10 protein-coding genes are annotated in these 13,414 nt (G+C 58.4%); all 10 read left to right on the top strand.

Annotation, left to right across the window (positions count from 1 at the left end):
• The first annotated feature begins 151 nt into the window (after positions 1–151).
• The 10 genes from MTX23_RS25725 (at position 152) to MTX23_RS25675 (ending at position 13,411) form a co-directional block, all read left to right on the top strand.
• Complete coding sequence (locus tag MTX23_RS25725) at positions 152–1,897, top strand: adenylate/guanylate cyclase domain-containing protein (RefSeq protein ID WP_280973005.1); 1,746 nt, start codon at positions 152–154, stop codon at positions 1,895–1,897.
• Between the two features lie 132 nt (positions 1,898–2,029).
• Positions 2,030–2,332, top strand: coding sequence for a DUF6614 family protein (locus MTX23_RS25720; protein ID WP_280973004.1), 303 nt, complete (start codon positions 2,030–2,032; stop codon positions 2,330–2,332).
• 358 nt (positions 2,333–2,690) lie between these two features.
• The gene (locus MTX23_RS36430) at positions 2,691–3,323 is read left to right on the top strand and encodes a hypothetical protein (RefSeq protein WP_348637513.1); all 633 of its coding nucleotides are present in this window, start codon (positions 2,691–2,693) and stop codon (positions 3,321–3,323) included.
• A 234-nt stretch (positions 3,324–3,557) separates the two neighbouring features.
• Positions 3,558–4,496 (top strand): DUF2493 domain-containing protein, encoded by a 939-nt coding sequence (locus MTX23_RS25710; RefSeq protein WP_280978189.1) that lies wholly within the window; start codon positions 3,558–3,560, stop codon positions 4,494–4,496.
• 915 nt (positions 4,497–5,411) lie between these two features.
• On the top strand, positions 5,412–7,889 hold the full coding sequence (locus tag MTX23_RS36425) for a 2-aminoethylphosphonate--pyruvate transaminase (protein ID WP_348637512.1): 2,478 nt from the start codon (positions 5,412–5,414) through the stop codon (positions 7,887–7,889).
• Positions 7,890–7,921: 32 nt separating this feature from the next.
• The gene (gene rtxC / locus MTX23_RS25695; RefSeq protein WP_280973003.1) at positions 7,922–8,980 is read left to right on the top strand and encodes a dhydrorhizobitoxine desaturase; all 1,059 of its coding nucleotides are present in this window, start codon (positions 7,922–7,924) and stop codon (positions 8,978–8,980) included.
• Positions 8,981–9,012: 32 nt separating this feature from the next.
• The gene (locus MTX23_RS25690) at positions 9,013–9,795 is read left to right on the top strand and encodes a gamma-glutamyl-gamma-aminobutyrate hydrolase family protein (RefSeq protein ID WP_280973002.1); all 783 of its coding nucleotides are present in this window, start codon (positions 9,013–9,015) and stop codon (positions 9,793–9,795) included.
• Positions 9,796–9,804: 9 nt separating this feature from the next.
• Positions 9,805–10,791, top strand: a complete 987-nt coding sequence (locus MTX23_RS25685) for a DMT family transporter (RefSeq protein ID WP_280973001.1) — start codon at positions 9,805–9,807, stop codon at positions 10,789–10,791.
• Positions 10,788–12,074 (top strand): ATP-grasp domain-containing protein, encoded by a 1,287-nt coding sequence (locus MTX23_RS25680; RefSeq protein WP_280973000.1) that lies wholly within the window; start codon positions 10,788–10,790, stop codon positions 12,072–12,074. Before MTX23_RS25685 ends, MTX23_RS25680 begins: the two co-directional genes overlap by 4 nt.
• Positions 12,074–13,411 carry a glutamine synthetase gene (locus MTX23_RS25675; protein ID WP_280972999.1) on the top strand — a complete coding sequence of 446 codons (1,338 nt, stop codon included), beginning with the start codon at positions 12,074–12,076 and terminating at the stop codon, positions 13,409–13,411. Before MTX23_RS25680 ends, MTX23_RS25675 begins: the two co-directional genes overlap by 1 nt.
• Positions 13,412–13,414: the final 3 nt, after the last annotated feature.

Here is a 13,414-nt window from a genome sequence, read left to right as displayed (position 1 = left end):
CCTCCCGAGTTGAGCGTTCCGCGCTGTGGTCCCGGCAAAGTGCCATTTGAGGCAATCGGGCTCCTGCGATTACCGCTCACATGTCGGCAACAAAATGCTAGGGTACCCCTTGTGCCAGCGGCGTGGTTAGTCTGGTCGTTTAGAGGGCGCCTTGACCGAGCAGCGGGTTCAAAGGCGATTGGCGGCGATTTTGGCCGCCGATGTGGTCGGTTACTCCGCGTTGATGCAACGCGCCGAGGAAGCCACCTATTCCGAGTTTGAGCGGCTCAAGCGGGAATTGATCGAGCCTGGCCTCTCCCGCCACGAAGGGCGGCTCATCAAGACAACGGGCGATGGTGCGCTCGCCGAGTTCGCGAGTCCCGTTGCCGCCGTGAGATGCGCGGTCGAGATCCAGGATCATCTTGCCTCAGGCAGCAGCCCCCTAAGGTTACGTATCGGGCTGAACCTCGGTGACGTTATTGTTGGGCAGGACGGAGACCTTTATGGCGACGGGATCAACATTGCTGTCCGGCTAGAGGGTGTCGCCGATCCCGGCGGCATCCTGATTTCCGAGAAGGTGTACAGCGAGGTCGAGGGTAAGCTGGACGTTGGCTTCGAGGACCGGGGTCAACAGCACCTCAAGAACATCTCCAGGCCGGTCCGCGCTTTTGCTGTGCGCGCGGGAGCGTCTGGCGGGCTGAGCGACAGGCTGAGACCGCCTCCGCCACTCGCGGACAAGCCGTCCATCGCGATCCTGCCGTTCCAGAACATGTCCGGCGATCCCGAGCAGGAGTATTTTGTCGACGGCATCGCTGAAGACTTGCTGACGACTTTGTCGAAAATCCAAGAATTGCTGGTCATCGCACGCAATTCGAGTTTCGTGTTCAAGGGACAGGCGCGGGATATCCGCGAAATCGGGCGAATACTTGGGGCTCGCTACATACTGGAGGGGAGCGTTCGCAAGGCCGGCAATCGCGTGAGATTGTCGGCACAGTTAATCGACAGCCTGAATGGCAGTCATGTGTGGGCCGACCGTTTCGAGGGCGACCTCGAGGACGTGTTCGAACTTCAGGACCGGATTACGCAGGACATCGCTGCCGCGCTCGAGGTCCGGTTGACGCTTGGCGAACAGGTGCGGGTGTGGCGCAAGCGCTCCGGCAGCCCGCTGGTTTACGAGCATTTCCTCAAAGGCCGTACCCTGTACGTCAATTTTGCCAAGCACACTCATGCACAAGCGCGCCTCGAATTTGAACGGGCCTTGGCCATCAACCTTGACTATACTCCGGTGCTTTACCTGTTGGGGCTCACATTAACCGACCAGGTTCGCTTTGGCTGGGAAAGAGACGAGGCGACAACCTACGAGGCGGCGATGGAGTGTGCTGCCCGGGCTCTGGCGGCCGACCCAGACAGCTACATGGCATACGTGGTGATAGGTTATGCGCGGTTGTTTCAACACCGGCATGATGAGGCTTTGGCAGCCGGCGACAAGGCGATTGCCCTCGGCCCGAACTGCGCGGATGCGTATCACATGGCTGGCATGTTTCACGGCTACGCTGGCGATTTCCGAAAAGCCGCTCAGTACGAGGAGCAAGCACAGCGGCTCAGCCCGCTTAGTATTAGTCAATCGATGGTCGATGAGGCACGGGCAAAGTTTCACCTTGGTAATCTTACCGCTGCACGCGACATTGCCTCGCGCGTCCTAATCGAGAGGCCACACTGGCTAACAGGGCAGGCCGTTCTTGCAGCGTCGCTCTGGAACCTCGGCAGTGAGGACGAGGCTCGAGCAATCGTCAGGAAGATGCTGACAACCCATCCCAACCTTACCGCAAGCCGCTGGGCGCAGGGATTACCTTACCGCCACCAGGAACACCTGGACGCACTGATGAAGCCACTGCGCCTTGCCGGGTTACCCGAATGATCCAGTAGCCGCGATCAGCGGACGCTCGTCTATGCCGAAGTGGTGATCGAGTCAGGCAGCAGAATTCGAAATGGTAAGGAAACGGATACAGATGCGGGAGACGTCATTGGTTAGCTTTAGCGGGTGTTTACTTTGCGCGACGGCATCAGTGAAGAAGAGTTTTTGCCAAGATTGCACGCCTTCCTCCAGCATTTCATAGATATTGGGTTTGCTACCAGCTATCGCATCATGCGCCGCGAGGCACTGACCGGTTTCGGCAGAACGCTGCCGGTTTTCATGTATCGAGGCGAACTCATCTATCCAGACCTGGAGCGGGAGCATGCCGCGTACGAATACGTCAAACAACGTGGCGAGCAGGTACACTCGCTGCATGTAACGATGAACTCGATGGTCAAACCCGACGCCGACTTCTTTTTGGAGACGCAGATCGGATAGACCGCGAATGTCTGCCTCTATGCGTCGGCTGTCGGGGATACACCGGGCAAATTGTCTCAGGGGCCGGCCGTCGTTCTTGACCCAAGCGGTCCGTAGTCGATTTTAAATCTCCAGGATCGGCCGAACAAAATACCATGCCAAGCGATCGGCGTCACGTTGCTCCATCGGTAGATGAGGGGCGCCTTTGTTCGACGTGGTGAATTGTGTTCCGAACAGGTGCGGATCGAGTCCTACACTGGTAAGCCAATCAGACAGTAGCCGTGCGTACTGGTGCGTGGTTAGGCTGCAGTTAGGTCCTCGCCGGCCGGTGAATAAGTATTCGTCCGGCTTCTTGCCCGTCGCCCTCAGATAGGCGTCGATGGCTTGGCGCGTTGACCCGGTGAGTTCGAATCTGAGCGGCCGTCCCGTCTTCTTTTGTCGGACGCTTGCACGATCGGTCGTCGACTTTCAGCGCCACGACATCGCAGCCACGAAGTTTACCGTCGATGGCCACGTTGAACAGCGCCAGATCACGGACCCGGCCTTCCTTCTTGGTAATGCGCTTCGATTCGGGACGGCCGACGAAGTGCTCGCAGCGGGAGAGGGCATCAAGACCACGCTGTCGCTGCGATGCCCAGCTCCGATGCTGCCAATCGTGCAGCGCTCTCCGCAAAGCACCTTGCTGCGCTCCAGCTTCCGGCCGGCTCTACATGGTGCGTGGTGCCGATTCGGCCGGCGATACAGCAGTGTCGGCCCTGACCAGGCGCGCCGAACAGACAGGTATCGAGGCAATCGCACTGTTGCCCGGCTCGGGGAGTTCAATGAGGAGCTGCGACATTTCGGGCTCGGTCACTTGCGCTCAGCCTTATCCGCCCAGTTCAACTCCACAGGACGCCGCGCGCTTCATCTGTCCCGTCATGACCGGGATTGGCTGAATGACGAGTTCGTGGCGTCGTCATCCGATTCCACGAGGGCGTCCTCTCCCGGCCAAATCCGCACCCCAGCCTTCTGAAGGGCGATCGGACGGCAAGCGGCTCGGCCCTTCAATGGCATGGATCGCGGCTATTTTCCGCCGGCGCTTATCAGCGCCTTTGCATCGCGAAACAAAATAGCCGCGCCTCTGCCATCCTCCGCTGACGCTTCGGCCCTTCGCTGCGCTCCGGGTTCTGGTCCATTCCGCTTGCCGTCGGGTGATCGCCACGAAGGCCGCGATGGGCGCGGCCGAGCCGGCCAAAGGAGCCCACCCATGGCAAGCGACCACGACGACAGCGACCTCGAACCGCCCCACAGTCCGTCCCCGACCGCTCACATCCTCGACGAGCTTCAGCTTTATGGCTTCCGTCCCTTGAAGGATGAACCCGACCCGAGGCCCCTTCCGGAAGGCAACGCTGTCGCCGGCGCCGTTTCCGACATTTTCGGCGCCCTGGTCTCGACCTTGCACGGCACTCGCCTCGAATCGGACCTCGAGGACCTGCTCTGGCAGACCGTCAACCTGTTTCACCGTGCAACAGGCTGGATCGAACGCGAGCTCGACGCCAACGAGCAGGCACAGCAGAGAAGCCAACACGAACAGAATGGCTCAGAGGTGCGATCCGTCGAACTCGAACGGCTCACGGCCGAGGGAATCACACTCGTCGAGCGCCGCAACGCGATGGAGCTCTTCCGCGATCAGGCCGCCGAACGATTCGAAGTCCAGATCGGTTCGCCTTGGCGCCCGCGCTCAGGTTCTGTCGTCAGCCACCGCACATTGACCGCCGCAATGATCGACTCTCGCGATTTCCTCGCCGCAAAGCGCCGCGCTGACGCCGAACTGATGCTGCCGCCCGGCCCGAAGATCGCGCTCACGGGCGGACTCGACTTCAATGATGTGTCATTCATCTGGGATCGGCTCGACAAGGTCCACGCAAAACATCCCGACATGGTTCTGCTCCACGGCGGATCGCCGAAGGGCGTCGAATTGATCGCTGCAAGATGGGCCAGCAATCGCAAGGTACCCCAGATTGCCTTCAAACCGGACTGGACGAAACATGCCAAGGCTGCGCCATTCAAGCGCAACGATGCCATGCTGGCGGTCATGCCGATCGGCCTCATGCACTTCCCAGGCACCGGCATCCAGGAAAATCTTGCCGACAAGGCGAAGAAGCTCGGCATCCCTGTCTGGAGGTTTGGCAAGGATCGCGCATGAGCGAGAATCTCCATCCGCCTCACGTGCCTGCGGGTGTCCGAAGCGCGCAGGCCGAAGTGCCGAACCTTGCGTCGAACTCTGAGACCCGATCCTACCGCCAGGGCTGCTGCAGCTGCGTCTTCTTCCGTCGCATGAGTGCACATGCAATTGCGCAACTGGTTTCAAGAACAGCAACCGTACGACGCCGCGGGCGCGGCTCGGTCCCGCGGTCCCTTCAATTCGGCCGCCGACTTTGACCTATTCGCCACTAGTTGAGGTGCGTGTCAGGAAATATTCACGCGACAACATCTCGGTGAGGGTTGAATCGCACCTAACGTCAAGTTGTACGGTCTCGGAATAGGCAGTGTTGGTATTCACAAACCGAAAAGCTTCGAGCGAGCAACAAAGGTACGAATGTCTCAAGTCTCAGTCTCAGTCTCATGCAAGACGAGCCCCACTGTTAGCGACACTGTAAGGCGGGCGATCTCCGGATCAGGATCGGCACGCGATGGTCTGACGGGCGCCGTTGGCCGAACGTCGACATCCTACGTAAGCAGATCGGCTGACCTGCCTCGCCTGCGATCGAAGATTGGCGGCAAGCTCAACCTGCCTGTGCGCAAGCTCAGGATCGAGCTGACCATTGTACCAATTGCGATCGGAGGCGTGGATCGTAAGCGCAATGTCCAAGAGAGCTCAATGACGTCAGCCACTGGTTTTGCGGAGATCGTTCCGCATCTGCGTAGATATGGAGGTTGTTGTTCGCGGACCTTCGAAAGGCCGACACGCGAGGCGCCATCCTGATTCCGCCGAGTGCCGTGTCGTTCAAAGCGGCCGCAATGAGGGAATCGTCGCCGGCTTCCGGGCTTGACAAAGCGCCGTTTCTCGGTCGCGCCGCAATGCTTCAGATCCGTTGAATACAACAATGAGGGGGATGGTATGACAAGGCAGCGCTCTCTGCTGACGCCTGGTCCAATGTCGCTGTCGGCGGCGGTTAAGACCCAGATGCAATTTGATCTTGCATCGCGTGATTGCGAGTTCAAGGAAGTAACCGCCCGTATGAGGCGGCTGATGCTCAATCTGTCGGGGAACCCTGAAACCTATTCTGTGGTGCCTATTCAGGGTGGCGGCTCTTTTGCCATGGAAGCCGCTCTCTGTTCGTTCGTTGCCCAGGCCGACAAGCCGCTCGTTTGCATCAACGGGATCTACGGGGAGCGCATTCTCACGATCTTGCGGCTATGGGGCGTCGACGCGCTCCACTTTGTCAAGCGAGCCACCGAGCCTTTGGATCCCCAGGAGGTTGCTGAGCGTCTCAGTCAAAATCCAGGCATCACGCACATCTGCTTTGTCCATTGCGAGACCACGACCGGGATCGTCAACCCGCTGGAAGCGATTGTGGCGGAGGCGAAGCGGCGTGGCGTGAAGACCATTGTCGACGGGATGAGCTCGTTTGGTGCCATCAACACCGATCTGAGCCACGACGGACCGGAAGTCCTTGTCACGTCTAGCAACAAGTGCATAGAAGCGCCGCCGGGAGTCGCTTTTGTCATCGCCTCTCGCGAGCTGCTGGAGAATGCGGCTCACGAACCAAGGTCATTTGTGCTCGACGTAAGAGACCAATGGCGTTCGTTCGAGCGCACGGGAGAGTGGCGATCGACCCCTCCCACTCATATCGTTCAAGCGGTTACAAAAGCGTTGGAGATTTTGCACGCCGAAGGCATTGATGCCAGGCGCCGCAGGTATGAGAAGATAAGGGACCATCTTATCAAAGAACTCGAAGGAGTAGTGTCTCCACTTCTGCCAGCCGACCTGCAGTCGCCCATTTGCGTCGCGTTCACCGCGCCGACCGGAATCTCGGACCAGGTCGCGTTCGATGGCCTATATCGTCATCTGGCGGCTCATAACCTTTACGTCTACTCCAAGTTGCATCCTCCTACCCGCAGCTTTCGGATCGGTTGTATTGGAGAAATCCAATCCAGTTGGATCGAACGGTTGGGGTGCGCTTTTCGCACATATTTCAGGTCAGGTCCGGCGCCGTTGGCGGGGCGGATGTCACCCCAGGAGATTGCCGGCCGGCAAGGCGAGATCTCGCGTCCGGTCGCGACAACCTCCCAGCCCCCATTTTCCACCGAAACTGCCGTTCTGCATGCGGGATACCGGCGTGATCCGACAACAAAAGCTGTCGCGGTGCCGATCTATCAGAACACGGCTTATGAACTCGACGGCGATCTGAACCATATCGCCGATGTCTACAACGTAAAGGCTGATGGTTTCACCTATACCAGGATCATCAACCCAACGACCCGAGCGCTGGAACGAAGGTACGCCGCCGTCGACGTGGGAAGCGACGCGCTCGCGGTTGCATCGGGTCAAGCCGCGACATTCCTTGCGATCGTCAACCTATCAAGCGGCGAGGTGGGGGACAACGTCGTCGCCTCTCCGTATCTGTACGGCAATACCTGGAACCTGCTCCACAACACGCTAAAGCGTCTTGGTATTAGCGTCAGGACAGCGGATCCTCGTAGGCCCGAGACCTTCGAACGTGCAATCGATGATCGCACGATATGTCTGTTCGGAGAGGTGATCTCGAACCCATGCCTTATTCCGCTCCCTGTCAAGCAACTGGCGGAGATCGGCAGAAAGCACGGCGTCCCCCTGGTCGTGGACAATACGACGACACCCTTGGTGTGTCGGCCGTCAGCGCTCGGTGCGGCGATCACGACGTACTCTGCAACCAAATACATATGCGGCCACGGCACGACACTAGGCGGTCTGATCGTTGACAACGGAGAGTTCGATTACCGGGGAGCGTCTCGCTTTCCCCTGTTCAATCATCCTGACGACGCGCATGGGGGAATTATCTGGCGCAACGCGCTGCGGGATGTCGAAGACCTCGGCAAGAGCGAGTTTCTACTGAAAGCGCGAATGACATGGCTGCGCGATACCGGGGCCGCCATCGCCCCCTTTGCGAGTTTTCAACTGATCCAAGGGCTCGAGACACTGCCTCTTCGCATGAAGCAGCACTGCGAGAATGCCAGGATCGTGGCCAGCGTTCTTCAGGAGCATCCAAAAGTGCGGCGCGTCTTCTACCCAGGGCTCTTTGAAGGAGCCGATCGGGAAACTGTCGATCAGACCCTCGATGTCGCGTACGGATATGGGGCGATGGTGATGTTTGAGGTGGAGGACGAACAGGCAGGGCGCAGGTTCATCCAGAACGTCGACTTGATGTATCACGTGTCCAATGTGGGGGATGCCCGCACGCTCGTGACGCATCCTGTGTCCACGACCCACACCACTGTCCCACGGGAAAAGCGTGAGGCCGCCGGCATATTTGGTGGCTCAGTCCGACTGTGCGTCGGCATTGAAGATGTCAACGACATCATCAAGGACTTGGACAAGGCGCTTTCCGCAATCTGACAACCTGTAAGCCCATCAGGAAGGGATTTCTCATGACACAGGCAGAGGCTTGGAAACTGAGGTCGTCGCGCTATGAGGCTGTTCAATTCAGCCGCGAGATCAACAAGCAGCTCTCCGAGCTGAGACCGGACAACATAACGGGAGCCGCCTATATCGCGAAAGATTACGCTGTCATTACAGCTTGCGCGCTCGCGACGGTCTACGTCTCATGGTGGCTCTATCCGCTCGCTGTTCTTCTGATCGGCGCCTACCAGCGGGGATTGACAACGATCGCGCACGATGCGGCTCACCGCACCCTCGCGAAAAACACGACCTGGAACTATGTCCTTGGCATTCTGTTCGCCGCCTATCCCTTGTTTCAGCGCCACTGGGCTTACCGGATTTCACATGTCTACCAACATCATCCCTATCTCGGCGACCCGCAGAAGGACCCTGATCTGAAGTTCTTCCTGGCCAGCGGCGTCTACGACGTCCAGCCCCCGGGACGCTACGCCTTCAACATGATCTGGAAGCCGATATTGGGTGGCGCGACAGTCGCGTACCTGAAGTATCTCTGGACCAACCGGTTTTCGATAACAGATGCCGACGACGCGAGCCGGTCGGGCATACTTATCGACAAGTATGGCTTCTATCTTTTCTGGACGACCATCTTGGTCGGATCATATGCCCTTGGACTGCTCCACATCGTCGTGCTGTTCTGGATCGTGCCCTATCTCTCCACGTTTCAGGTCCTCGGCTGGTTTATCGAGCTCGCCGAACACTCCCCCATGTGCGAGACGGAGACGCAGAACGTCTATCTAACCCGGAATAGGAAAGGAAACTTCCTCGAGCGAGCCATCTTTGGTCAGAACCTGGATGAATATCACCTCGAGCATCATCTGTCGCCCGGCATTCCGTTTTGGCTCCTGCACAAGGCACAGAAGATTCGAATGCAAGATCCTCATTACGCAAGCGTTGCTGCGACCTGGGGAGGGCTCTTCGTCAAGGGACCCCAAGGTCAACCCAGCGTCATGACTCAACTAAAGGAACGAAATCGACGCCTGTATGAGCAGTCGTTGACCAGCGTCGATACGAAAGAGCAACCAGCTTGACACCGCAACGGAGACTCTCGACCCGAGCCGTCGTGGGCGTCACGTCAAATCGCCTCTTGGTGGATGGCGTGCACCGCGACTGGTTGCGCCGCAAGTATCTGCACGCCCTCGCTCACTATGCCGGCGCGACCTGTGTGATACTGCCGACCATCGATGCTGAGGATGTGAACGCCGATGCCGGACTGGCGATCATGCCCAGATTGGACGGCCTCGTGTTGACAGGAGATGAATCGAACATTGATCCTGCAATCTTGCGCGCGCCCGCTTCCCTTGCGAAGACAAGCGAGCAGGACGTTGAAGGAGGCATCCGCGACCGCCCACGCGACCGGCTGTCGGCGGCGGCCATCGAGAGGGCCGTTGCCTACGGGATGCCGATCTTGGGTATTTGCCGTGGGCTGCAGGAGCTTAACGTCTACTTCGGCGGCACGCTTCACCCGTCGCTTTCGCAGTGGAAGTCCGAAAGTGGTCAGATGCATGCCGAGAAAGCAGATCTTCCAAGGGATCGGCAATACGATGTGGCACATAGCGTAAGGATATGTCCTGACGGCGCGCTCTTTCCGATCGCCGGCGCGATCGAAGCGCAAGTGAACTCCTTGCATAATCAAGGCATCGAACAGCTTGCCGCTGCGCTGAAGCCAGAGGCCTGGGCGTCCGACGGTCTGGTTGAAGCGGCGTCTGTCATTGGCGCGCCGACGCTGCAGATTGGCGTGCAATGGCACCCCGAATGGCACGTGGCAACCGACCGCGTGAGCAAGCACCTCTTCAGCGCATTTGGCGACGCGTGCGCTGCGTACTGCCAAAGCAAGACATACTAGGGGCGGATCGTGAAGTTCCGATCGAAATGCGGCCCTGCGGAGCCGAACGGAGAATCCCGCAGGTCCGGTTCGCCGCAAGCCGCGCCCGGGCTGCTGACCAATCGCTTCGCCGCGGGAGTGGTCTTTGTGGCCCTCTACGTCACCGTGAGTGCCGCAGGTGAGGTCTATGCTGCTTCATATTTCCAGCAGGCAGACGCGGCCATCGCTCTTCTGCTGTCCTTTGGTGTGGTATGTATGACCTTCAACGTCTTGGCTCGCGGGGCAGGCGGACGAGTGGAAGTCACGAAGTCGTCGCTTCCGGTCTTTGTCTCACTCAATTTCGTGACCGCGATAAGCTGGGTTGGGCTGTTCGTCGGACTGACGTACGCCGAACCTGCCATCATCGTCGCGTTCATGGTGGCGTTGGGGCCTTCCGCAACAGTGTGGCTAAACGCGCTGATCAGAAAGCAGGGCATTCCCCCAAGGTCAGATATTGTCGTGAGCCTTCTGATTGCGGTCGTTGGCAGTTACATGATCTGGATTTCGGCGACCGGAAACGCCGGCGTCGCGTGGGGACCTCAATCGTCCTTTGGCATCTTCCTGGCAGTCGTGGCCGGTCTATCGCTTGCCCTTACCAATATCCTCGTGAAAATGCTGTTCGATCGTGGATTCTCCGGTCGTCAAGTGCTGGCCCATCGCTTCTACGGGGCGATCCTCTTGCTGCTTGCGCTGAGCGATCATTCGTCTATCGCGTCGGAGATCGCGCAGCATTGGTGCGCAATCGTAGTGATCGCGCTATCGACAATCATTGTGCCTTTGCTCTTGATACAGGAGGGCATTCGCCGCGTGGAGCCGTTCACGGTGAACATGGTCCTGTCCACGGCTCCGATCATCACATTTTTGTTCCAGTATTTCGACGCTCGCATCGTGCCGTCTTCATACACGTTCGTTGGAAATCTTCTCATCACGGCTATCGCCCTGTGCAACATCTACTTGCAGTATCGGAGATCCGCATGAAGGAACGGCATTGTGTAATAGTGGACGCATACTCAACCGGCCGATACCTGCCGGAGGAGTTCAAGCGGTATGGAATTGGAACGGTGCATGTGATGTCGTCTGCACAGATTCCGGCCATCTTTCGCTCGCATTTCGACGATCGGTCATATGATGAGGTCATTCGTCCGAGCGAATGCATGGCTGACGATCGGCTTGTCGAGCATCACCTGCAAGCCCTTAGAGGTCGAGAATTCGACTTCGTGATAGCCGGATGTGAGACAGGAGTTGAGCTGGCCGATTGCCTGTCCGAACGGCTGGGCTTGCCGACGAATGGGACCGCCATGTCGTCTGCAAGACGAGACAAATCGCGCCTGGCTGAGGCGTTGAGGTCTGCAGGGGTACGATCGATCAGTCAACTGGTGTCTGATAATGCGGAGGACGTCATAAGTTGGATGCGTCAGGAACATTTCGACGAAATCGTCATCAAGCCGGTGAACAGCACCGGTACGGAGGATGTATTTTTCTGCGCGACTGATGCGGATGTCCGGCGAGCGTTAAGTGTCATCGTCGGAAAGACGAACCGGGTCGGATCGTTGAACCGCGTTGCCCTTGCTCAGGAGAAGATAAACGGTCAACAGTACACCGTAAATGCAGTCTCGATCGAGGGGGAAACGTTCGTCACCGAGGTGTGGACCTATGACACCGTTCCCATAAAAGGGGCGGGGTCGGTCTGCTCGCTCGAGCGACTGTTGGGAGGTAAGGAGCCCGTCGTTCAAGAGCTGTCCGACTATTTGGTCCGAGCATTGCAGGCGCTGAAGATCGTCAACGGACCCGCTCATGCCGAGATCTTCGTTGATGATCGGGGAGCGGTTTTGGTGGACTTTGGAGCAAGGCTTCAAGGGACAATGTCGACAAAGGCCCGGACGATGGCTTTGGGTCACAATCATATGACGCTGACTGCGTGGCGCTATGCAGATCCCGTCGGCTTTGCGGAGTATATGAGGCGGCGCGGGCCGTACATGCGGCGCGCTCACTCGCTGTGTGTCTCGCTCATCTCCGATGTGGGCGGTGTTGTTGCTGGATATCCGGGACTCGAGGCAATCCGCGGACTGCCGAGCTTTGCGGATGCGATTGCATTCGTTCCGATTGGTCAGAACCTGGTACCGACGATTGACTTGGCGTCAACACCGGGCATCGTGTATCTCGTCAACAATAACTTGATCCAGCTCGAGGATGACTATCGAGCGTTGCGCGCCATGCGTATGGACCAGGTGTTCGAATTGAAGACGCAAGGACAGCATTGATGTCGGGCGAAGTACGGGGGAGCGCCGCGAATGGAGCCCGTGCGGCAATGATTGGCGTGTGCGACTTTGACGGCGTCCTTCGAGGCAAGCACGTGATGGCCGACGATGTCCTTGATGGAGATAAGCTCATCAAATTCTCGGAGGCCGTGCTCGCCTGGGACTGCGCAGACCAGGTGATCCCGGCGACTGTTACACAAAAGCCGACATCAGCATTCGCAGATGCCGACCTGCGGATTCTCTCACGCACTGGTCGCCCGGTGTCTCCTGATCGTCGTCAGTACCTCTATCTTGCTGAGTTTGTGGGAGCGCATGAGAGCATCTGCCCGCGTGGCGTCTTGCGTAAAGTCCTACGAAGAGCTGCCGATCACGGATATGGCTGCACAGCCGGATTCGAGTTCGAGTTTGTGCTATTCAAGGAAACCGCCGAGACAATTGACGGCAAGCCATTTGACCAATGGACTCCTTTGACGCACGGTCCGTTCGGCTATTCAGTCGCACGCGCCGTCGCACACAATGAGCTGTTCGACGAAATCCGCGTGCTTTGCAAGAACGCTGGAATACCTCTCAGCGGGCTTCATTTTGAAACGGGGCCTGGCGTTATTGAAGCGGCACTTCGCCATTGCGATGCCCTGGATGCTGCCGACCGTGCCGTGATATTCAAGTCGATGATAAAATCGTGGGCGCAGACGCGAGGCCTGATGGCGACCTTCATGGCCAAGGTGTCCGAGAACTGGCCGGGCCAGTCGGGCCATATTCATATCTCGATGTCGTCGGGCGGCGAGAATCTATTCTACGACCGCGAAACTAACCGTAACGTCTCGAAAGCCATGCGTCAGTTCGTCGGCGGACAGCTGAAGTACATGAAAGAGTTTTGTGTGCTCGCCGCGCCCAACGTGAACAGCTATAAACGGCTAAGGCCCGGCTATTGGGCTCCAACCTGCCCGAGCTGGGGGCTCGACAACCGCTCCTGCGCAGTACGCGTCATTCCGGGAGAGCCAGCCGCGCACCGCATCGAATACAGGCTGAGTGGCGCCGACGTGAACCCCTATCTCGCCCTCTCATGTGCTATCGGCTCCGGCCTGCTGGGGATCGAGGAGGACGTTGGCTTGACAGCTCCAGTTGCCGGTGATGCAAGTGCAGTAAACTGCGCTGCGGCCGAGCGTCTTCCCCAAGATCTATCGGAGGCGACAGGTCGGTTTGTACAATCTCCAGAGGCGGTTGACCTTTTTGGAGGCGAGTTTGTCGAAGCTTTTTCGTCGTCCCGCCGCTGGGAGTGGGAAGTGGTTCAGCACCGAGTCACTGACTTTGAACGTCAGCGGTACTTCGAAATCATTTAGAGC

Origin of the sequence: Bradyrhizobium sp. ISRA436, from assembly GCF_029910015.1 — a bacterium.
In the GTDB taxonomy this organism is placed as follows: Bacteria; Pseudomonadota; Alphaproteobacteria; order Rhizobiales; family Xanthobacteraceae; genus Bradyrhizobium.
Note: the sequence above shows the minus strand (reverse complement) of the source record. Positions and strands in the feature narration are given on the sequence as shown.

What these genes read in the sequence shown, in the direction of transcription:
- MTX23_RS36430 (WP_348637513.1), top strand. Translation starts at nt 2,691, where the DNA reads ATGGCTTGGCGCGTTGACCCGGTGAGTTCGAATCTGAGCGGCCGTCCC.
- MTX23_RS36425 (WP_348637512.1), top strand. Translation starts at nt 5,412, where the DNA reads ATGACAAGGCAGCGCTCTCTGCTGACGCCTGGTCCAATGTCGCTGTCG.
- rtxC (WP_280973003.1), top strand. Translation starts at nt 7,922, where the DNA reads ATGACACAGGCAGAGGCTTGGAAACTGAGGTCGTCGCGCTATGAGGCT.
- MTX23_RS25675 (WP_280972999.1), top strand. Translation starts at nt 12,074, where the DNA reads ATGTCGGGCGAAGTACGGGGGAGCGCCGCGAATGGAGCCCGTGCGGCA.
- MTX23_RS25680 (WP_280973000.1), top strand. Translation starts at nt 10,788, where the DNA reads ATGAAGGAACGGCATTGTGTAATAGTGGACGCATACTCAACCGGCCGA.
- MTX23_RS25710 (WP_280978189.1), top strand. Translation starts at nt 3,558, where the DNA reads ATGGCAAGCGACCACGACGACAGCGACCTCGAACCGCCCCACAGTCCG.